Annotated in this window: 19 protein-coding genes; all 19 read right to left on the bottom strand. The window is 41.5% G+C overall.

Annotated elements, in window-relative coordinates; all coding sequences use genetic code 11:
• A partial coding sequence (locus tag B7994_RS13360) for a hypothetical protein (RefSeq protein ID WP_144063904.1) occupies positions 1 to 322 on the bottom strand: 322 nt, incomplete at its 3' end.
• A gap of 275 nt (positions 323 to 597) precedes the next feature.
• Positions 598 to 957: a hypothetical protein gene (locus B7994_RS13355; RefSeq protein WP_088638958.1), complete on the bottom strand. Its 360-nt coding sequence runs from the start codon at positions 955 to 957 to the stop codon at positions 598 to 600.
• A 26-nt stretch (positions 958 to 983) separates the two neighbouring features.
• Positions 984 to 2,525 (bottom strand): RNA-binding domain-containing protein, encoded by a 1,542-nt coding sequence (locus B7994_RS13350; RefSeq protein ID WP_088638957.1) that lies wholly within the window; start codon positions 2,523 to 2,525, stop codon positions 984 to 986.
• A gap of 171 nt (positions 2,526 to 2,696) precedes the next feature.
• Positions 2,697 to 3,032 carry a CopG family antitoxin gene (locus tag B7994_RS13345; protein ID WP_088638956.1) on the bottom strand — a complete coding sequence of 112 codons (336 nt, stop codon included), beginning with the start codon at positions 3,030 to 3,032 and terminating at the stop codon, positions 2,697 to 2,699.
• 96 nt (positions 3,033 to 3,128) lie between these two features.
• The gene (locus B7994_RS13340) at positions 3,129 to 3,461 is read right to left on the bottom strand and encodes a hypothetical protein (protein ID WP_088638955.1); all 333 of its coding nucleotides are present in this window, start codon (positions 3,459 to 3,461) and stop codon (positions 3,129 to 3,131) included.
• A 67-nt stretch (positions 3,462 to 3,528) separates the two neighbouring features.
• Complete coding sequence (locus B7994_RS13335) at positions 3,529 to 4,566, bottom strand: ORF6N domain-containing protein (protein WP_088638954.1); 1,038 nt, start codon at positions 4,564 to 4,566, stop codon at positions 3,529 to 3,531.
• Positions 4,567 to 4,896: 330 nt separating this feature from the next.
• On the bottom strand, positions 4,897 to 5,229 hold the full coding sequence (locus B7994_RS13330; RefSeq protein ID WP_088638953.1) for a type II toxin-antitoxin system RelB/DinJ family antitoxin: 333 nt from the start codon (positions 5,227 to 5,229) through the stop codon (positions 4,897 to 4,899).
• Positions 5,230 to 5,999: 770 nt separating this feature from the next.
• Entirely contained in the window at positions 6,000 to 8,069 is a 2,070-nt protein-coding gene (locus tag B7994_RS13325; protein WP_088638952.1) for an LlaJI family restriction endonuclease, read from the bottom strand.
• 2 nt (positions 8,070 to 8,071) lie between these two features.
• Positions 8,072 to 8,578, bottom strand: a complete 507-nt coding sequence (locus B7994_RS13320; RefSeq protein ID WP_088638951.1) for a DUF3368 domain-containing protein — start codon at positions 8,576 to 8,578, stop codon at positions 8,072 to 8,074.
• Positions 8,575 to 8,853, bottom strand: a complete 279-nt coding sequence (locus B7994_RS13315) for a hypothetical protein (RefSeq protein WP_088638950.1) — start codon at positions 8,851 to 8,853, stop codon at positions 8,575 to 8,577. Before B7994_RS13315 ends, B7994_RS13320 begins: the two co-directional genes overlap by 4 nt.
• Before the next feature lie 53 nt (positions 8,854 to 8,906).
• Positions 8,907 to 10,529, bottom strand: coding sequence for an AAA family ATPase (locus tag B7994_RS14310; protein WP_233143225.1), 1,623 nt, complete (start codon positions 10,527 to 10,529; stop codon positions 8,907 to 8,909).
• An 8-nt stretch (positions 10,530 to 10,537) separates the two neighbouring features.
• Positions 10,538 to 11,701 carry a DUF262 domain-containing protein gene (locus B7994_RS13305; RefSeq protein ID WP_158213153.1) on the bottom strand — a complete coding sequence of 388 codons (1,164 nt, stop codon included), beginning with the start codon at positions 11,699 to 11,701 and terminating at the stop codon, positions 10,538 to 10,540.
• Positions 11,694 to 12,341 (bottom strand): hypothetical protein, encoded by a 648-nt coding sequence (locus tag B7994_RS13300; RefSeq protein WP_088638947.1) that lies wholly within the window; start codon positions 12,339 to 12,341, stop codon positions 11,694 to 11,696. Before B7994_RS13300 ends, B7994_RS13305 begins: the two co-directional genes overlap by 8 nt.
• On the bottom strand, positions 12,341 to 13,057 hold the full coding sequence (locus B7994_RS13295) for a hypothetical protein (RefSeq protein WP_088638946.1): 717 nt from the start codon (positions 13,055 to 13,057) through the stop codon (positions 12,341 to 12,343). The genes B7994_RS13300 and B7994_RS13295 overlap by 1 nt, the downstream gene beginning before the upstream one ends.
• Complete coding sequence (locus tag B7994_RS13290) at positions 13,047 to 14,780, bottom strand: DEAD/DEAH box helicase family protein (protein ID WP_088638945.1); 1,734 nt, start codon at positions 14,778 to 14,780, stop codon at positions 13,047 to 13,049. The genes B7994_RS13295 and B7994_RS13290 overlap by 11 nt, the downstream gene beginning before the upstream one ends.
• Positions 14,780 to 17,299 carry an ATP-binding protein gene (locus tag B7994_RS13285; protein WP_088638944.1) on the bottom strand — a complete coding sequence of 840 codons (2,520 nt, stop codon included), beginning with the start codon at positions 17,297 to 17,299 and terminating at the stop codon, positions 14,780 to 14,782. The genes B7994_RS13290 and B7994_RS13285 overlap by 1 nt, the downstream gene beginning before the upstream one ends.
• 13 nt (positions 17,300 to 17,312) lie before the next feature.
• Entirely contained in the window at positions 17,313 to 18,434 is a 1,122-nt protein-coding gene (locus B7994_RS13280; protein WP_088638943.1) for a DNA cytosine methyltransferase, read from the bottom strand.
• A 20-nt stretch (positions 18,435 to 18,454) separates the two neighbouring features.
• On the bottom strand, positions 18,455 to 18,832 hold the full coding sequence (locus tag B7994_RS13275) for an ASCH domain-containing protein (RefSeq protein WP_088638942.1): 378 nt from the start codon (positions 18,830 to 18,832) through the stop codon (positions 18,455 to 18,457).
• Positions 18,807 to 20,255, bottom strand: coding sequence for a hypothetical protein (locus B7994_RS13270; RefSeq protein ID WP_088638941.1), 1,449 nt, complete (start codon positions 20,253 to 20,255; stop codon positions 18,807 to 18,809). Before B7994_RS13270 ends, B7994_RS13275 begins: the two co-directional genes overlap by 26 nt.
• Positions 20,256 to 20,290: the final 35 nt, after the last annotated feature.

The raw sequence follows: 20,290 nt of genomic DNA, 5'->3' as shown, positions 1-20,290 counted from the left end.
ACTCATCATCATCTTCGGCGATTCTGAGCTCTTCTTCGTACATTTCCTTATGCGGAGCATATTCGCTAGGAATAACATACGACAGGTATTGCAAGAAATTCCTGTAATCCTCTTTCGCGAACTCGCTACCCATGCCAGAAACGCCTTCAAGTACGACATCTGAATAGCGGTCGAGTACATGGAGATCCCGTTCATGGCGAAACATTAATCTGTACAGCATTGCGGCGGCTTGATCCTGATGCTGGCTCATAAGTTCATTAAGCCCAGCTATTGATTCCAAGAGTTCCTTCGGCAACTCAAATTCTTCTTCATTTTTAGCCATATTAGCCTCCATTAGCCGTAAAAACGGCCGGTTGAAAATTTTACAAGCGGGATTTGACAGGCACTGATTGTCAAATTGCTATTTATCGTGCACCTCCCAGTGACCAAAACGTTTGCCACCAATCCTGGCGATTACGCCGGAGCTTTTTTCGTAAACACCGTTTACGAAATTCAATTAGATCAAAAATATTGTTGCGCTTTTTGTAGCCTTTAATGTCGGAATAAAAGCCATATTAGTAGCGGCTAATAGGGAACGCAGTGCGTTCCCTATTGAGTCTAGACCTCCCGTTTCTTCAACTTCAATTTATTTATCACCTTCGAAACCTCCAGCACCACATCCGTATACCTAGACTTTTCCGTGTCAAAGCAAAGGTCTTTGTCTATGTCGATGAATCTTATGCAATTCCCTCCGGGGATTCGCAAAGAATATGATACACCCTTATATGTGCTGCATACCTCTTCAAAAAAATCTAAAATCTTACGAGATTCACTTTTTTCTTTTTGCAATGGTGTAAATATTCGTTCCAATTTATCGTACAATTTTTGTTCTTCTTCATTGAAGCCGCTTTCCCCATCAGCGTACATCCCCCAGTTATACATCATTTCAACTTCTTTTTCTGTAAATGTGTAGTTCATTTTTTTCCTCACTTTTATGGTTAAGTTTATTTCCCATGCCGGGCTGCAGCGATTTCGGCGTTGATTTCGTCGAGTGTCATTTCGGCGGAACCAGCCTTCTCGGCATCGGCGGAAAGTTGCTGCATGAGAACCTTCCAATAACCTTCTTTTCTCCCGCCAACTCGTTTTAACAGTCTCTTCTTTTGCAAACTTGAAAGGTGGTATTTTATGCCGTCAGGAGTGATGTCTCCGATAGCCCCGGCAATTTCATTACGAGAAAAACCGCTATTTTCCTTAATCACTTCAAGAATTTTCAACTCCATTTCGGATATCTTTTGGGTAGTTTTTTGGGTAGTCTTTTGGGTAGTCTTTTGGGTAGTCTTTTGGGTAGTCTTTTGGGTAGTTTTGGGTAACTCCCTTTTCCAATACAAGGTTATCCTGAAATCCCCATGAAAATCCTGCATGACGGGTTCCGGCAAGCCGATTTCTTGCATTGCCTTGAAGATGTTCGGAATACCGCTTCCCCATGTTTCGACAATGCGCATATAGATAAACGTTTCTGCAATCCCCTTGTTGCGCACGCTAGACATGCCTTCACGCATTTTTTCCAAGGTGATATCCCTGCAAAGCGTCCCTGGGGACGTCACTTCCAGGCGGTCATCATACAATGCCACCTGCACCTTGCGAGGGATTAGGTAACTGCGATGGCACACCGCATTTGCAATGGCTTCGCGCACGGCAGATTCGGGCAAAAGGGAACTGTCGTGCCTAAAAAGCCCCTTTACCTTGGATTGAACAGGCAAATTCTGCATTACGAACTGATAGGCCGATTCAATTTGCTCAAAAAGAGGGCCTTGCATATTTTGACGCTTCAAGAAATCGCCCCGGACATTTCCTTTAAATACGGCGCATTGAATCTTTGCGTCAGGGAAATCCTCGTTTGTACCCTGCAAAAGTTTAAACCCATTCGAAGCCACTAAAGAACGGCCTTCCTTCTTCAACAGTTTCCACGAAAGCAACTGGTTGACGGTCGGCCTTCGCAATGCTGCACGTTCTTTTTTGCTCAATGTCCCGGCTGTAAAATCATAAATCTTGTCACAAAGATTTTCAACTTCTTCCTTCGAAACGGTTTCGCCAGCAGGTTGCTGATCGAACGATTCGTTTTCACCTTCAAGAAGCAATTCCTTGAGCATGTATCGTTCTGCTTCACGGGTCGTTGCCGCCACGCGAACAAAAGTGCCTTCGGTAATGCCCATGCTCTTTATGTAATAGGGCTGCTGCATTCCAGAAGGAACCGTCACCACGATAATGTAGCGCTTGTCAATTTCCTGAAGATTGATACTCGGCCTGATTTTGGGCTCGCAACTGTTGAAAATCGTATCAGCGATTGTGTCGGCTTTCTGAAAGACCTCGCTCTTTTTTATGCCTATAATTTTATGGGTCTTGTCGTCCACGCCAAAGACAATCGTGCCGCCCTTGCCGTTAGCAAAGGCAACAACGGTCTTGATATACTTGACGCTCTGTTCGGGAACATCCCGCTTGAACTCAAGCAGTTCTGATTCACCAGCTAGAATTTCTTCTTTGGTCATTTTAGCCTCCATTTAGCCGCAAAAACGGTCGGTTGATGTTAGAGGCGTCCCCTTTATCCCGAAAATCGAAATAAAAAAAAGACGCATTTCTCCATTAGACGGAGAAACACGTCGGGCATTAATGTACCTAATATTCGGAAAGTTGGCTAGGGGAGCAAGAAAATTTTACAATCAGGCAGACGCGGCGTTGTCGAGCACCACGTTCACGTAAGTCTGGTAAGGGATGCCCGCGGCGGCGGCCTTGCGTTTGATCGATTCCACTGTCTTGACCTTGAGCCTTATGGAATACATCTTCTTTTCTTCCTTGGCCTCGGCAATAGCGCGACTGATACGCGCAATAGATTCCTCTAGCGTCTCCGACTCATGACCGCCGGTGATAACCATCGGATCTCTCATCGAGGTGTCGTTTTCAAGCGCTTCAATCTCCTCTTTAGACAAGAAATCGTCAACCAGCTTGAACCCCTTGGGCAGCCTAACCTTCTCGCGCTTTTTGCACTTCGTCTTCATGAGCTCTCCTTACAGTTATTGCACACCCTCCCTATTGTAGAAAATGTATATACACTTGTCAATACACCTTGCAATACACATTGTAATACACGCTGTTCACTCATCATCATCTTCGGCGATTCTGAGCTCTTCTTCGTACATTTCCTTATGCGGAGCATATTCGCTAGGAATAACATACGACAGGTATTGCAAGAAATTCCTGTAATCCTCTTTCGCGAACTCGCTACCCATGCCAGAAACGCCTTCAAGTACGACATCTGAATAGCGGTCGAGTACATGGAGATCCCGTTCATGGCGAAACATTAATCTGTACAGCATTGCGGCGGCTTGATCCTGATGCTGGCTCATAAGTTCATTAAGCCCAGCTATTGATTCCAAGAGTTCCTTCGGCAACTCAAATTCATTCTCGTTCTCTGCTTTTTTCTTCACAGTAATTTTCCTTTATTTGGTTGACTGAATTGTTTTTTTTCACCAGTTTCCCGTATCCAATACAAGGTCATCTTGGTTGCTCCAACAGTTCCTCAAACATGTTCCGGTATGCATCAACGTCGTCCAGTTGCACGATGGTCGTAATCTTGTTGCCCGCATCCTTGGAAGATGCTCCGCAATGGTACAGCTTTTCGCTCTTGGTATTGAAATCCACGAGAATGTAGCGGTCGTGGAACTTGTGCATGGCGGGTTTCTTGTCAATCGACACGTCCGGGCGGGCGGCCCGATAATCGGCAAGCATGTCGTCTGTCATGCGGCTTCCACCGAGCAAGTCGCTGAAAATCAGGACGGAAACGCCTTTGCGCACGTTCCGGAGCAAATTCAGCGTTTTAACGTCTACATAGTTGTCAATAACCAGCACCGACTTTTTCGCCATGCCGTAAATCTGCGCATAAGCGACATCCGCCTCCAGCTTACGCCCGTTCAGAATCAAGAAATGCTCGTATGTCGAGGGATCGACGAAATTTTCCATGACCATCCGGAGGTCCACATTGATTTTTCCCAAATCGCTCCGGATATCGCGAACTTCGCCGGAAAGCTCCTTTACTTCAGCGGAAACCGTTGCGATTTCGCGCGTGTTTTGAACAGTCTGTGCTGCAATCTGGGCAATTCCCGCTGTCCCGAGCAATTGATGGTTTTCAGCAACGATATAGTCCTTCATCTGCTTGAAAAGGCGAATCAAAGCCTTGCTTTGAGCAGTCGCCCGTTCGCCCTTGAGCACCGTCATAAGCATGTAGATACCCTGTTCGGTAAAAACGTAGGGACTGGTTTTTGAGTATTTTCCCTGTTCTAGGGTCAAAAATTTTGACCCTAGAATTTCGCGATATTCCGTCCTCGTCAACTGAAACCGGAAATCGTCATCGAATTTTTCGATATTATTCTTGACCTGCTGATTGAATGCTTTGGTCGTATACCCGTAAATCTCGGCCAAATCTGCATCGAGCATCACCTTGACCCCGCGAATGGTGTATATCCGCGATTTCAACAACGTTTCGTCGATGAGGGGAAACTCCGCGACAGCCAATTTATCAGTTTTTCTTGCCATAATAATCCTCTAGCCCGCTCGGCATGAGCGAACGTTAAAAGCGGTTTTAATTGCGTCTGCACTGCAGGCGCAATTAGGGTTTGTTTATATTTGGGATGCTCTTGCGGTGCTGTTGGCGAGGGTCTTCCTCGGCGTTACCTGGCGCGGCTTTCGCCACACACTCGAGCAGGTCGTGTTCCTGCCAGCTATCCAACAACATCAACAAGAAGGTTGATGAACCCCACCGCGGATGCACGTACGGGCCGCAAGGCCTATGCCGACTGTCGCAGGGATTGTCGTAATACGGGGATAAATATACAAAGAGACCAGCGGGAAGTCAACACCCGCGCGTTACTTCCCTCGCCGGGCTGCGGCGATCTCGGCGTTTATTTCGTCGAGTGTCATGCCTGCGGAGCCGGCCTTCTCGGCATCGGCGGAAAGTTGCTGCATGGTTCTGAGCATGCGACTCGCAACCGGGTTCGCGTTATAGAACACACGCCTGTCTGCGGCATACGCCGGAGCATCGGCCGAGGCGACATCGAATGGTATGCGGCGCTCGCGCACGACTGCCCGCGCAAAGACATTTATGGCGGTACTCATCGACATCCCGAAATCCTCGCACAGCTTGTCGAAGTCCTTTTTAAGGTCACTGTCCATCCTGATGCTAAAAGTCGTCTGAGCCATACATTCACCTCTTTTTTTACTAAAAATACATAAAAACAAACCAAAATGCAACCATTTGTGTTAGAAATTACTTCGTTTCGCACGCAATGGGCGTCTGTCTGGGCGTTCCCCGGCTCGGTTGGCCCCTGTCACCCTGGAGCCGCAGGCGATAGGGTCCACCCTTCGCCGGGTCGGGCTATATCGCAAGGCGCCCCGTGCGCGCCTACGGCACCCCCGCGCCGCTCTTGCAACGGAGCCGCGCAAACAATCGTCATCCTCGCGGAGGCGAGGATCTAGGCTCGTAAGCGCGCGTCTCCGCCCCAAGGGGTCACTATCCCTAACGCGAAAAACAAGTTGCAGGGAGTCTATCATAGGCTATCACTAGCAGACAAATTCAAAAAATGTTGACAAATTATATTTTTTTTACTATATTTGTATATGAAAAAGTTTTCCTGATCTTGAGTATCATCTTTGGAGAAAGCTTCATAATTGGGCTTGCTGTGAACGCGTATTTCACCTTATCTGCAATAACCATCAATCCAATGGAGGATAAGTCTATGAAAAAAGCTATTAGCACATGTTCATATCTTTGCTGGTGCGTCGGGGCCCTACTGCGGAGACCTGGTGTAATATGCCGAATCGGCTAGCTCAGAAAGTAGGGTTTCGATCCGAAAATGAAGTCTATTCACTGATGGGAAAATACTCGGAGTGGGCCTAAAGGGGTTCGACCCCCCTCCTCCGCACCAATTTGTATAAAAGAACCAAATCCGTAGTTGATTTGGTTCTTTTTTTTATGCCTCTTCTAAATCTACACCACAACTATTTAAAAAAGCGCCATCGATTTTCTCAAAAGATAGCCCAGACCATTCTTTATCTTTTTCGATAGCCAAAACTTGACTTTCCTTATTTAATACTGTAGACTTGATTTTTCCCTTGTGCACACGGAATCGACGCGACTTGGAGTCGAAACGGGCGTGCGGAAAATCGATTTTTTCTTGCTTTTTAGGCGCTTCACCCCATAAATCGTATGGTGTCACGCGTAGAATCATGGAACAAGAACGTTCAATTTCTTTCCACAGGTTTTCACCATTTTCTTTTGGGTCGTTGCTCATTATATGCTCTTTTTCTAGAGCGATTATAAGGCATTTAAGGTCTCTAGGCTTAAATGCTTTTCCCGCAAGGACTCGAAAATGATAGTCAACGAAATCTTCTAAGAGCCCGTTTTTTACCCACACAGCCCAAAACACATATTTATCATTTAGCAATTCCAGAAAATTCTCGCGGAATTTATCACGAGCATCACGTTTGAATTCTTCACGCAGCGAGGAGCGCTTGGAGGTGAACGCCTTTAGCACGTACAGGAAATTCACGTTGTACACTTGGAGCAAAAGTGTGTCGCGGTCAAAAAGACGGTTCTCGAAATGACGATTGCGATCTTTCCACAAATCCGCATCATCCTTTCTTATCAGGTCCTCATTTTTCGGATCAGGATTATCTCTAAAGTACGGGTCCTGGAATTGGGCCTTGGCCAGTTTCTGGTTAAATTCCGGTACTTCTCCACGAATAAAGAAGTTCGGCGTGACGCTATAGCCTTCGGTCGTTTTATCACGATAACGCAACCCTTCGTAATCTTTGTCTTCAACGCCACTATTCAATAAATCGTCAATATTGTACTGGATAATATTCCTAGCGTACGTAAACTGCTTGTGAATCGAAGCCCCCTCAACGCCGTTCCCATCTTTGTAGTATTTGCTGTCCCCAATAAACCAAATTTTCTGGTCTTCATCAGCAAAAATGAGTTGACGATCTTTATAGAGGTGGTCGACTTCCTTGTTATCTTTCTGGGATTTCAAATATTCCATTTGCTTGGGCAAGTCATCGCCCACCAGCTTGTCAATCATCGCCTCGAATACGTTATTGTACTTACTCGTGAGCAGGTATTCGCTGCTGTAATCGTTTGCACTGAAGTTACCGCCCCATTCGAAGAACGCCTTCACGATGTTGTAGAGCCGCAAGAACTTGTCGGCAAAATACTTGTGCTTTATGCGGCGCAGTTCCACCAGCCCGCGGTGACCCAGCAGGCGACGGAATTCGTTCACGCGAATCGGTGCGTAGAACTCCGACTTCGGCATCTTGAAGCCGAACGTCTCTTCGATGTAGTGCATCGCCGAAAAGTACAGCACCAGCAGGCGGTCGTCTAGGTCGAAAACTTTCTTCTTGTTTTCCAGTTCCATGTAGATGGGCGCGTCACCTTGCATAAAGGGCTGCGTATGCGCGACCGTGCGGCGCCAGTCGATGCGGTTGTTGCCGCTGTGTTTGTTCTTTGCCGTGAACACAAACAGGTTCTGGTTCTCGGCGTAAAACAACTTCATGGCGTTCATCACGTCAATCAAGGACGGGGTGGCCTTATCACTGTCAAAATGACGTACATCTGGAGCTTCGGGAACATCGATACTGTTATCGGCGGGGTTAGAAAGCCTGTATTTCGCAATAGAACTACAAACCCATAACGAAAGATTCGAAAGGAACTCCTTGGGTACTTCCTTTGATTCCTTGTCGAATTTAAAGTTTACGTCTGCCGAAATCTTTTGACCGAAAGCCGTTGTGCCGGATTCATCTAGAAACACCTTGGGCAACACAAAGACGATTCTATCGGTGGAGTCCTTTTCCTTTTGCCCCTCTTCGACATACTTGCAATTTGCGTTGTACAGGTAGCCGACACCGTCCAGTTTGCAAAGCCCTTTAGATTCCCTTTGAACGAAGCCCTTCGGCAAATCCCAATTAGAGCCTTTCTCCTTTTGGGGAAGGACTTTCTCCAGGAATCCCGGTTTATACGCAAACTGTTCGAACAGGAAAATCATGCCTATCGGCTCGATTCAATACGCTCAATCTCTTTCATAAGATCCATGAGCAGGTTTTCACTTATCCGGCGATGATTACGACGCAGCGAAAAGACGCAATCAATTATCTCGTGATAAGAAAGAAGACCATCTTTAAAAGCTTGCAGCAAAATGCCAACGGTCCCCATAATTTGAAGGCCGTATCGAGACGCGACCTGCCTTCCCTTGGCCTCATCCATCAAAAGGACATCTGCAGAAAGTTGTTTCGCCAGGACAATGGCTTCGCTCTCACCGATATCAAGACCATCATTTTTTATTACTTGGACATCCCCGGCATTGGCAACTTCTTCAACTTGAATAAAATCGGAACCTCGCAAAATGGAGACTTCATCCTGGTAATTGGGATTACCCGTCAACTCTTCGAATACAGCGAACGGAATGCACACACGGCCAAAAAGGCTGTGCAGCAATTGCAACCGATTCATTTTCAACAACGAAATAATCGGGGTCGTATCGGAAACAACAATCATTCTTTTTTCTTCGCTGCGGAGTAAACGGCCATTTCTTCGTGTACGGACTGGATGCTGCCATCAAGATAGGGAATACCCATATCCCCGTACAAGTTAATTAGCGTTTCTTTCGATATGCCAAGTAGTTCTGCCGCGCGACCATGGGAGATTGTCAAATCTTGTATGTAGGGCAAAAGGATCAATGCATTACGAAGCAATTCGCTGCGGCAGCCATTTGCCTCAACGAACGATTCCATCTCTTTGGGAACCTCAAATGCCAATGTGCCCATAGTCATCTTGAACTCCTATATCACCAATATAATATACAAAAACTGCAAAAGCAAGTCCCTTAGTTTTTAGGAGCCAGCAATCCATCCATAAACAGCTTTAAAAGGTCCTTTTTCTTGTAAAGGTCCTGGAAAGTAAAGAAATCTTCCTTGTCATTGATTTTTGCACGGAAAAATGAGCCGTTTTTATGTTCGTCTTTGCAGACCTCGCTCCAAAGGTAGAACATCACCTTGCCGAGGAAGCGTTCCTTAGAAATGATGTTGCCGTTGTCAGGCTTGATGAAGAATTCGCCGAGTTGCTTGTCTTCGGATTCGGTGAGGTCTAGAATCTTATCATTGACGGCTTCGACAAAATTTTGCCAAAGATAATTCTTCCCGTTAGCGTCAGGAATGTCTATTTCGTACTTGGCAGCTTCTTTTTCATTTCCTTCTTCGTCCGTAAACGAAATCGGCACATACTCCCAATCAAAGCGACGCTTGAACGCACTATCCATGGGGAACAGCGACTGGTCGCTGGTATTCATGGTGGCGAGAATGTTCAGGTTCGGTGGGAGCTTGAGCTTGCCATCGCCGATTCCATTTTCCTTGAGCCATTCGGCGAAATCGCAATCTGCATCAATTGCATACTGCGAGAATCCAGCACTATCACGATCAAGCAACTGGAAAATATCGCCAAAAATCTGGGCGCAGTTCCCGCGGTTGATTTCTTCGATAACGAGATAGACCTGATTGTCGACAGTCGATACATTACCCGCAGCGAAATACTGCTTCCAAGCAGCAGCGTAAGCCTTTGCGAAAACCTGTGGAACGAAAGAATAGGTAATGGAACCTCCGTCAATTTTCTCTTTCAAATATTCACCAACAGCAATTCCTTTTTTCAGCTCGACAGCCATTGATTCTGGAGAATCCGCTTCTTTTATAATTTCAATTTGTTCTGCATTAGAAAGCTTCAAAAGCGAGTCTGAATACAACGCGGAAAATTTGTGAATAGGATAATTGTTGCCATCCTTCATTTCTTTTAGAATGGCAGTCAATTCGTTTTTGTTAAGGGCTTTATTTGCGACCTGATTTTTTTGCGGTTTGTAGGCACCTACAAATTGCGCATAATCGTAATCAGGATGGAACGTGGTGCGGAATTTACGGGATTCATCAACATTCTTTAAGCCATAACCTTTCTCAGGGTCGTCAATCTTGAAAGACTTTCCAGTACCCGGAGCACCGAAGAGAATGTTTTGAGAATAAGACATAACACCTGTATTTTTAGTTTTTTGTTTATCTTTTACAGTATTGTTTTTGAATAGATCATTTTTTTTGCCATTGTCTGAAGATTCCGCTTCTTCAATTATAATTTGGGGAACTTTATTATAAACACCCCTTTGCTTACAAAGATCTACAAACCATCTAAAGAAATCTCTTCGATTTGTTTCTGTTTCCGAATGATACCAATCATTACTTATAGAATACTTATCAAATAAGAAGAATCGTTTGTAAAGCCGTCCGTCATATTTATGGTCGTTTTCAACAACACTCTTCAATAAGATAACAGGGATGTTGTAGCGGCCAAGAAAATTGTGGTTCCTACAAAAAGAAACATCCTGAAGATTTTTCAAGTCATCTTCATTCAAAATACTTTCTTGCTGAAGGAAACCACTCCAGGCTTTAAATAAGGTTTCATTTTCTTTCATAACAAACCTCATTGTTCATCGGAGTTTTCATCTTCTACATTACTCAAATCAAGGCCCAATTTCACTCTTAAAGAATCCATAGCGGCAATTAAATCTGCATTGCCTTCATTAATGAAATTTGACAAAATTTCGTATCGAATCATTCTATTTGCTAGTTTTCTCGAACCTTCCGACGACGCTAACTTGTAATTATTCAGCCTATCGTAAATTATTTTTTGATTGGAGTCCAAACTTTCTTGTATTTGAGGATCATTTTTAAATCGCGAATACAATTTTACAAATTTATTCAAACGATCTATACAAACTTCGTTAATCTCTTTGTTGTCTCTTTGCATTGCCAGAACAAGGCTAAACAACGTGTACAACTGCGTTTTTCTTCTAGCAAACAGCATCATCTCCTCTGACACGATAAGCTGTTCTACACCTGAAATCGCCTTTATTATCGACTCTTTGTCCTCATTTTTATTAGGATACTCTTCTTGCATGTCTGCATAAGCATCATTCAATACTTGCTGATTTATCTGATCAATAATTCCCTTTTGTTGCAAAACAATCAAGTTTGCACAAAATTCAACATCCTTCATTCGTTTTACATCAACGCCGCTAAATAGTTTATAATTACCCCAAAAGGGTTCACTTGCGATTTCCTCTGCCAATTCCGCAAACAAACCAGATTTTGTATGCCTCTTTTCTTGCGAATTAAGAGAATAATTAGTCAAATTAAGCCTGTTAAAGACATCTACGATTTCATTCCTCTCCGTCTCCGATTTTATGTCTATAACAACTAGTGTGTAATTCCAAAAATTGGTCTTTTCTGCATCTGACAAATCATTAAAAAATTTATCTTTAAATTGATCTTTCTTTGCTTCGTTAATTAAGTACCTTTCAGACAATTTAAATTGTCCATTAGCGAATTCAGATATAGCTTTTATGCGTTGCTGACCATCAACAATATGAGTAATCGACGATCCTGTTTGTGGGTCAGTTTTCGCTCTCCAAAAAAACAATTCTGGAACAATCATTTGTAGTAATATGGTTTCAATCAAGCGAACTTTGTCTTTTTCCCCCCAAACAGATCGGCGTTGATAGCTATCGTCTACTATCAGCGACCCCTCTTTAAACATGGTATGAATTTCATTGATTGTTTTTTTCGTGTCATCGTATCTAAACATTGTCGCCTCCATTCTTTTCTTTGTGTTTCTTTTGCACTTCAATAATTCCATTTAGTTGGTATTCTCGTAAGTCATCCCAATTTCTATACAAACGATAGTTTATTTCATGGCGAATAAAAAGTCTTTCACGTAGAGCCCTATTTGTAGGATCTACAATCGCATCCCATTTTTTTCGCATATTGTCGATTTCACGGATATTCCAGGAATTTATGAACCCCTTATATATTGAACTCGAAACCTGCCAAAAAGTTCTTGCTAAAGGGAAATAGTAATTAACGTTGTTTTCCCTTCGAAAAAAATCCCAATACTCATTGTACAATCTATCTGACACTATTGCAACATCTATATCCGACGCCTTTTCGGTGCTATTCCCATCATGAAATTCTTTAAGTCCTTTATCAGGAGACAAACTAAAGCCCACTTTGGCACTGCCAACCATTTTTACGCTATGAAAACTAACATTAAAATTTTTTGAGATAATTTCTTTAAACTCGTCAATTTTATCAATAAGTACATCGTCTTTAAAATTCCTATACTGAGAAAAATACCAATTCCTTGATTTTAAAATATGCTTAATATAAAACTCATTTTCATTCATATTGAGCAAATCTTTTTTTAAAGACTCTTGATCAATTGGCATTATTTGCCTCCCGCGAACAAAACATCTATCGGATATATTTTGTCAAAATAGTACAAATTGTCGTCTATTTTTATTATCGGCTTCTTTCCCGAAATTTCTCGATCATACAAAATTGGATAAACCCCTTTGGGTAATTTATACTTATCAGCAGACAAAAATAAAACTTCATTATTGGGCAAAGACAATGCGTAAGCTCCCTGTTCGATAATAGTCAAGCCAAATAATGCATCTTTATTAAAACCATCTATGCACTGTTTGATATCGTTTGTGACTACTGCATAAGAATAGAAATGCTGTTTATTTTGAATTTTAGCCAGCATTTCGCAGAAGCCGATTTGTTCGACAGGATTCATTTCGCGAAGCGTGCCGAATTCATGTGTTGATTTCTCTACATAAGCAAGGTGTTTTTTTCCATTGTATTTCAACCATTCAATATACGGCAAATTGGCGAGGATCGTTTCCGGCTGATTTCGACTTGAACCCGAACCATGCAAAAAGCCATCAACATGAACGATTCGCTTTTTTTGAAGTTCGTTCCAAAGATTCCTTATTTCATCTAAGCTTCGTTTTCTTAAATTACCCTGCACATTTCTTAATGACAAGGAACATTTCTCCCGTTCAATCGCTTCAACAGTGAGTTCTGCACCAGGTCTTATACTATGCAGATGCAAACCGATAAGTTTTTCAATGTCTTTTAAAAGGTCATTATAAGTCATCGTATTGCTCTTCGAATGCAGGAGGGAACTTTAATACACTGGCGTCTTCATCTGAAGACTCAATAGCCACAACATCATCCAGCCACTGTCTCAAAAACGATTCCGATTGAGGGTCCTCTTTATTCGCCTTGTAGAAAGTCACTTTATTCGGCAAATCGATTCGTGTTGCGTCACGCGTTGAACAAACCGAATTTTTTAGAGAAATACCGGCGGCAAATCGTCGTATATCAGAAACAAAATCTAGCACAATAACTTTGTCTTTACCTTCAGATAGACGTAATCCTCTTCCTAATTGCTGGATAAATATTCTTCTAGAATGTGTAACCCTCTGAAATACTAAAATATTAACATCAGGAACATCAATTCCTTCATTAAAAATGTCAACGGCACAGATAACATTTATATTCCCTTCGTCAAAATCGCTTAATATTCTATTTCTTTTGTATTGCCCCATTGCTTCAAATCCACGATCTGATGCATTGGAATAAATTGCTTCCGCTCTACAAAAACCTAAAGCGTTTATCTTATTTTTCATCGTTATTGCGTGTTCAATAGTTCCGCAAAAGATAATTGCTCTTGGATAGGTTTGTTCATTCCATGCTTCATGGAATGTATCAACGACGGAATCATCCCATTGATTAATAAAAAGAGTTTTGTTAATCTGCTTTGGTGAAAAAGATTTTCCTTTTATATTTTTTAGTGAATTCCAATCAATATTATTTGTAAATATTCTGTAATCAATATTTGCTAAGAATCCGTTTTTCAACCCATCAATTATGTCTACGCTTATTTTGGGCTCACCAAAGTATTTTGATATTTGAACTTCATCGGCCCGCCACGGTGTTGCTGTTAACCCTAATGCGAAAGCTCCGTTTTCTTTTCCCGCAGCAAGATAATCAAACACTTGGTCATACATGGATGAACCAACGTGATGACATTCATCAACCAATAAGATATCAAATATGGGGAGCTCTTTTCGATTAATTATATAATTGTAAACAGTGTCAACGCAAGCAAAAGTAAAATCTGCATTTTCTAAGCTTTCGTTATTTTGTGGTTCATAATTATTCCAAACAAGAGTCGTTTCTGAAGGTTTAAGAAACGGCCAAAAGGCGCGTTCCAATTGGTACACTAAGTCATTAGTATGTGCACAAACAAGAACTCTTTTTTGTTCAATTGCCCGAATTCTTCGAATACTTTCTGCAGCAACAAATGTTTTTCCTAAACCAGTAGCAAGAACCACAAGAGCTCTTTTTTCACCCGAAAAATATGCGCCTGTAATTTCTTTTATCGCCGATTCCTGATATTTGCGAATGCTGCGAGTATTCAAAGTTTTTTCAGGCAGTTTTTCTGTTTCATTTACCAGTCTTAATGCATCCCATAGTTGCATCGGAACTTTATTATAGCGCATCAAATTTTGTTGATACTGTTTGGCTGAAGAGTCAAACCCCATAGAGGCAACAACTACTGGTATATCTGCTTTGTACTCATATAGAGCTTTTAGCGTTTCTTCAAGAACAGAATCTCCTACAGCCTTTTTCCAGTGTTTCGCCTGAAACAGCCATTTTTTCCCATATCGTATTGCTGCAACATCGGCTCCATGGTCATCTCGTTGTCCGACAAGTCGAACATTTGAGAATCCCATATACAGAAGCAATCGGCAAATATTTCGTTCAAAAGCCTGCCATGAACTGTTTGCAATGTCGCGCAAATTATCGAACATTATGTAACCATCTCTTTTCTTAAAAACTCAATGGATAATTTTACTCGTTGAAGTGTTATGGTGTCAGAATACTTATTTTCTAGGAATTGCAGGACATCATGCAAACAATTTTCATATTGCCGAATCAGTTTTTCTCGCATGGACAGTATATTGTCTTCCCCAAGAAGCTCTTCTCCGCCAATGGCTAACGAATTTTTCCATATTGCCCCATTAAAGAATTTTTCTGGATTGTCATGGAATATGGAGATCAAAAAAGAATACGGCACATAAAGTAAATACGCTCCTGAATCTTTAAGTTCGCCAATTGTCGAAAGATCAATTTCGCTAGAAATCAATGAATTGGTCAAACTTTTTTTCTGTTCGTTATCGAGTTCATTGAAATAGGTCGATGCATGCTCTTTCAGAAGGTCGCTCATTTTTAAGCGCAAATCATCCATAAACTCTGAGGCTTCTTTATAGACAGAATCAACATTAACTTCTAATGTATTTTTCCATCTTGTATCTAGAACTCGCCATATTAAATTGCTTAAACTATGCCCATTTTTACTGCCATTAAGCGGATGAGCGTTAAACAAATACATGGCTATTTCACTTGCAATCATATGCTCTTTCGAAACATTGTATTGTGAGAAGACTGGATGACGGTGGTCTAAGAAAACCGACATTTTCCCAACACTCTTTTCCACAATAATTGGGGTTGTATGTCGAGACGTTGGTATTTGCATTGGCGTTCGAACGGCGTAAACATCTACCTGAATAGGTTGGCTATTTTCGCCATCAGGGTATCTAACAATCAAATTAGAACAAGACAAGGAATCGATTTTTTCTGAATTATTCAGTAAATTGTCTTCTGATAATGGATTCTTGAACCCTTTGGCAGAGCCACACTTTGAACATTTTGACGCATTAGCTGTATTTTTTGTTGAACAAATTTCACATATCCATGGTTCAAGAATTTTTGGTGTCTGATCTGCACCGCAATGAGGACAATTTATTGCCGATTTTGGAATATATTTTCCACACGCCTCAAATACGCATGTTTTTCCTTGTAAAATATATCCGCAAACACTACAAGTTTCATCTTCCTTTAAATTCTGGGAGCCACATTGAGGACAAATAGGCAATTCTTCAACAGGGGGTTGATCAGCATTTTCGACTAATTTCCACCATTCACTGTCATCGTAATAACCAGGAAGTTTTTGCTTGAATTTTTCATAAAGTTCTTTTTCTTTATCGCGAGATATTCTATGTGCTGAACCATCTTCCCAATAACCCATATACATGTCACCACGGCCAAAATTTCTAACTCGTCTATACGCTTGATAAAGCTTAAATAGTGGCGAAATGTTGGAGTCTGCATTGGGTTGTGTTGGCTGTAAAGAGCTGTTCCCACGAATGAAAGTCATGGCTCTTGACCACTCTGCACTCGTTCTTTGAAAATCCTGTTTCATAAAATCAACAGGAACAAAATCTAAATGGATTTCGCCGACAATTCGTCCGTACTGTGAGTCAATGGGATAATCCTTAATGGTTCTCTTAAATTCATCAACATATTCAAAGAAAGCATTTTTTTCTGCAATTTTTATTGCACGACCGTTGCGAATTAAATCTATACCGAATTCAGTATCAGAATCAAATCTTTGAATTCCAATCCATCCTTTTATTCTTTCTTCAATCGTCCTAGTTGAATTTGAACCGCAATGTGGACATGTGGTTTCCTCCGACGGAAGAATTGCTCTACATTTCCCGCAACGACGATTTGATCCTATTACCTGATCAAATTCAAAACATGCGGGGACATTTCCATTCTTTCGTACAACAAATCTCTTTTTGTCCCAAATACAATGTTCAAAAGGAACACATTTTTCACCATTTATGGAGATCTTTATTTTCCCCTCTCTCAAAATGGAAGCATATCGCCTGCCGATTTCTTCTCGGATTTTCGGCATCCCATATTGAATCAGTTTTAAAATGCAATTTCGATTTTGATTGCCCTCTGGCCACCAATCTCTTATCTCTATAATCGTTCCATGGTTTCCAATAGCAAGTTCTTTCTTAGGAATTTCTTCTACATCTAGTGAGTAATCCTTTTTCTTGTTTATCTCTTCAAGATTAATTTCCGTTTTCACCCAGACAGACATGTCTGATCTGCTTGTATAAAAAGTAGTCCGGTTGCCCAATTTCCCAGTAGAAATATTAAAGCCCATTCCAAAAAGGCCTAAAGTATCATAAGGATTGTTCCCAGAATATCCTGCTTTAATAGCCTTTTCTGCTATTTCTGATGTCATTCCAGGGCCGTTATCCTGTATTCGTAAGACGCCTGAATTTTCGCTTAAATTTTTTCTGGTGGGTAGTTCTACGACTATTATCGGATCGTCAATCTTTTCTCCATCAATCTTCGCACTGTAAAACGAGTCTATGGAGTTATCGATTAATTCGCATAATGCATCCAATGGTTGTATGGATGTGTGCGTCAACGCAATTAAAATCTTTGGATCTGGTGTAAAATCGAACTTCATACTTCCGACCTTTTTATTTTAATGCTTTTTCAAGATATTCGTGTAGTGATTTTGCAACCCCGTTTGCAAGAAGAAATGGGACTCCGTTGCCAATAGTTTTAAAGCAGTTGGTTAAAGTCATGGATTGAGGTAACGCAAATTCCTTAGGTAGGGATTGAAGAGCCATCGCTTCAGCAACAGATAAACGACGTTCTTTATACGGATGCAAGTGAACTTCATTATTTCCATATGCAACAGTAGGAGAATACCTCCAACGATGAATTCTCTTATATGATTTCTTATTTGAATCACCCTCCGAAATCGTTTTCATCCTAGAAAGACCTGCTTTAGGCTTAAAGAACCTATCTTTATCGGGATGATGATCTACATCATTTTGCCTAAACCAATATTCAACAGTGAGTTCATTCGCAATACCTTCTGGACAAGCGCGGACGCTATCTTTCCGAAAAACATCCTCTTGGGGCCATTTCATATCTTTTATATCCTGTATCGAATATCTTATGTTTTGATCCCAAGGAAAAGACGATAGTACGTTCTTCTTGTTGTAGTATTCCTCTTTTAGTATATCTTTTTTTATTCCTATTAATATAATTCTATCACGATCTTGTGGCGCGCCAAATTCCAAAGAATTACACAATCGATCTGTGAGACAATAACCTGCTGCTGTAAAAATCCGTTTTAATGCGTCATAAAAACGACGGTGTTTTGCAGTTTTCCACAAACCTTTCACGTTTTCAAATAAGAAAAAGTCAGGAGAAAATGAAGTAATTAAATTTGTATATGAAAGAGAAAGAACGCCATTTCTTCCTTTGCGTCCTTTTTGCTTCCCTGCAATAGAGAAATCAGGACAGGGAGGTCCACCTATGAACCCAACTAAATTTTTTTCTTTTTTCAAATTTTCAGTTAAGGCTGTTTTTAATGCTCCCTCTGTTAAATACCCATTTATATCGCAATTATCGTATCCAAATTTTGGTGGTTTAATACTCATCTTTTTTCTAGAATAACGATAAGCTTCTAAAAATGGTTCAAAATATTCATTTACCTGAACAATGTTAAAGCCGGCTTTCTCGAAGCCTAAGTCTAGCATTCCACAGCCTGAAAAGAAAGAAAAAACATCAAAAGTTTTCTTGTCCATTTTGTAATCCAAAGAAATCCCTACACTTCCACATACGCAAAAGATTGCGGTGCGGATTGAATGTTAAAATCGGCCAAAGTTTTTTGCCTGCGGTACATCTTTGTCGAGGCAACCTTGATAGCATAAGCCTTGTCTCGGCCTTCAAAATACTCATTGTAAAACTCTTGAGTAATACCAGAATTAAAACTAGTCTGTATCCAGATATTGTCTGGAGTATCGCTCAAAATTGTCTCGATTTCGAATTCGCCAATAACCTTCTGTTCCGGCGAAGACGAATATACGATAACCTTCTTTACAGAAGCGTCCTTAAAAACCTGCTTACGGAACTCGAACTTTTTCGAGCCTTCAAAAATCTTGTGGGCGAATTCTGGCTTAATCGACAATAAAACGGCCTTCACTCGCAGTCTCCTTTAAGATGGATTCAAACTGGTCTTTTGATATTTTGTAAAACCCTCTCGGGGCATCATTGACACCCTTGAAGATTCCCATATCAATAAGCCGTTCCATGTTGATTCTCTTCGGGAATGAATATACATAAAGAAAATTAACAACAAAAGGCTTTTGTGGCTTGTAGTCCCACATTTTTTCGAGTTCTTTTTCGGGGAAAACGCTACCTCTCAGACAATACTTGATGAATTCTTCCTTGTTTGCAAAGGACTCCCTTGTATCAGAAACCACGCCGATTGTCGTTACAACGCCCTTGTAGAGTCCGCCAGTCCTATAGAAAACAAGGATGTCGCCTTTGCGGGGGTGCGGTTCCCATGCTCGTGAAACATAGACTTTAGAAATGCCATTGCGATGCGGCGAATCTTCCACAAAGTCTTCGGGGGACTCGGTATTCAGGATGGAGTCCGGAAGCAGTTCTGTGTGGTACTCCGGGTATATCGGCACGATATAGGTATCTCGGTTCCTGGAAATGAACGGGTAGGTCTTGTTCACGTTCTCGTTATCACATTCTGGAACGAAATTGCGGACATATACGTTTTCTTCGCCCTTCTTCCCCCAATAGACGAAGCCCCATTTTTCCATCAGGGCGATTAAGCGTTTTTGTTCGTCACTTCTATCAAAAATAGTTACGTAGATTTCGTCGACCTTATGTTTCAGTGCATTGTCGAAAATGATTTTGAGGAACCTTTCTCCGAGCCTAAAGCCATTACGGATAACCTTAAAAGTCCCTACCTTCAACCTTTTCTTTTGAGGAAAAGCCGGTTGAATGTCTGCATAGTTCTCTTCAGGGCCTTCAATTTTCAAATAAAGAAACGAAAGCAATTTTCCGTTCTTGGAATTAAAGGTTATGTAGGCCGTTTCGTTGCGTTTTCTTTGGAACCATTCCGCAAAGCCCATATAGTCTTTCTTTAAGGAAAGGAAAAACGGATCGTCAAGGTCAATCTTGCCGAAAGGAATTTTCTGGACATTAAGAACTTTGTAATCTACCATTTCCGGATTGTCCGCAAAGACTTTTTCAAGAAATTGGTCAATGTCGAGTACCCTGTCTGCAAGATTAAGCGATTTTGCCTCTGCATGGATTCGCACATCTTCGGAAATGAGTATGTCGGCGCAATTCGATGCAATAGTGTTTAAAAGATACGCACCGTCAGCATTCTGCTCGGCTGGTTCTTCTTGAATGACTTTAAATTCTGACAAGTTCAGCGACAGAAATGCGGTTGGTTCCGTTTTCCGCAATTCTTCGACCGTCCTAGCGTGAATGACTTTTTGACTTTTCGAACGATCGAGCCATTTAAAGAGAATTTTGACATCTTGGTCGGCTTTATTTCCAAGAATCTTGTTGAGAATAATACTTGTATCAAGCAAAACATTCATTATAAACCTCCATGTTGAAAAATGAATGTACAGGC

The sequence above is a fragment of the Fibrobacter sp. UWR2 genome, from assembly GCF_002210285.1.
Classification (GTDB): Bacteria; Fibrobacterota; Fibrobacteria; order Fibrobacterales; family Fibrobacteraceae; genus Fibrobacter.
Note: the sequence above shows the minus strand (reverse complement) of the source record. Positions and strands in the feature narration are given on the sequence as shown.

Coding starts and splice junctions, on each gene's coding strand:
- B7994_RS13335 (WP_088638954.1), bottom strand. CDS start 4,566: ATGGCAAGAAAAACTGATAAATTGGCTGTCGCGGAGTTTCCCCTCATC.
- B7994_RS13350 (WP_088638957.1), bottom strand. CDS start 2,525: ATGACCAAAGAAGAAATTCTAGCTGGTGAATCAGAACTGCTTGAGTTC.
- B7994_RS13305 (WP_158213153.1), bottom strand. CDS start 11,701: ATGTTTAGATACGATGACACGAAAAAAACAATCAATGAAATTCATACC.
- B7994_RS13315 (WP_088638950.1), bottom strand. CDS start 8,853: ATGACTATGGGCACATTGGCATTTGAGGTTCCCAAAGAGATGGAATCG.
- B7994_RS13285 (WP_088638944.1), bottom strand. CDS start 17,299: ATGAAGTTCGATTTTACACCAGATCCAAAGATTTTAATTGCGTTGACG.
- B7994_RS13345 (WP_088638956.1), bottom strand. CDS start 3,032: ATGAAGACGAAGTGCAAAAAGCGCGAGAAGGTTAGGCTGCCCAAGGGG.
- B7994_RS13280 (WP_088638943.1), bottom strand. CDS start 18,434: ATGGACAAGAAAACTTTTGATGTTTTTTCTTTCTTTTCAGGCTGTGGA.
- B7994_RS14310 (WP_233143225.1), bottom strand. CDS start 10,529: ATGAAAGAAAATGAAACCTTATTTAAAGCCTGGAGTGGTTTCCTTCAG.
- B7994_RS13295 (WP_088638946.1), bottom strand. CDS start 13,057: ATGACTTATAATGACCTTTTAAAAGACATTGAAAAACTTATCGGTTTG.
- B7994_RS13325 (WP_088638952.1), bottom strand. CDS start 8,069: ATGATTTTCCTGTTCGAACAGTTTGCGTATAAACCGGGATTCCTGGAG.
- B7994_RS13290 (WP_088638945.1), bottom strand. CDS start 14,780: ATGTTCGATAATTTGCGCGACATTGCAAACAGTTCATGGCAGGCTTTT.
- B7994_RS13320 (WP_088638951.1), bottom strand. CDS start 8,578: ATGATTGTTGTTTCCGATACGACCCCGATTATTTCGTTGTTGAAAATG.
- B7994_RS13270 (WP_088638941.1), bottom strand. CDS start 20,255: ATGAATGTTTTGCTTGATACAAGTATTATTCTCAACAAGATTCTTGGA.
- B7994_RS13330 (WP_088638953.1), bottom strand. CDS start 5,229: ATGGCTCAGACGACTTTTAGCATCAGGATGGACAGTGACCTTAAAAAG.
- B7994_RS13300 (WP_088638947.1), bottom strand. CDS start 12,341: ATGCCAATTGATCAAGAGTCTTTAAAAAAAGATTTGCTCAATATGAAT.
- B7994_RS13355 (WP_088638958.1), bottom strand. CDS start 957: ATGAACTACACATTTACAGAAAAAGAAGTTGAAATGATGTATAACTGG.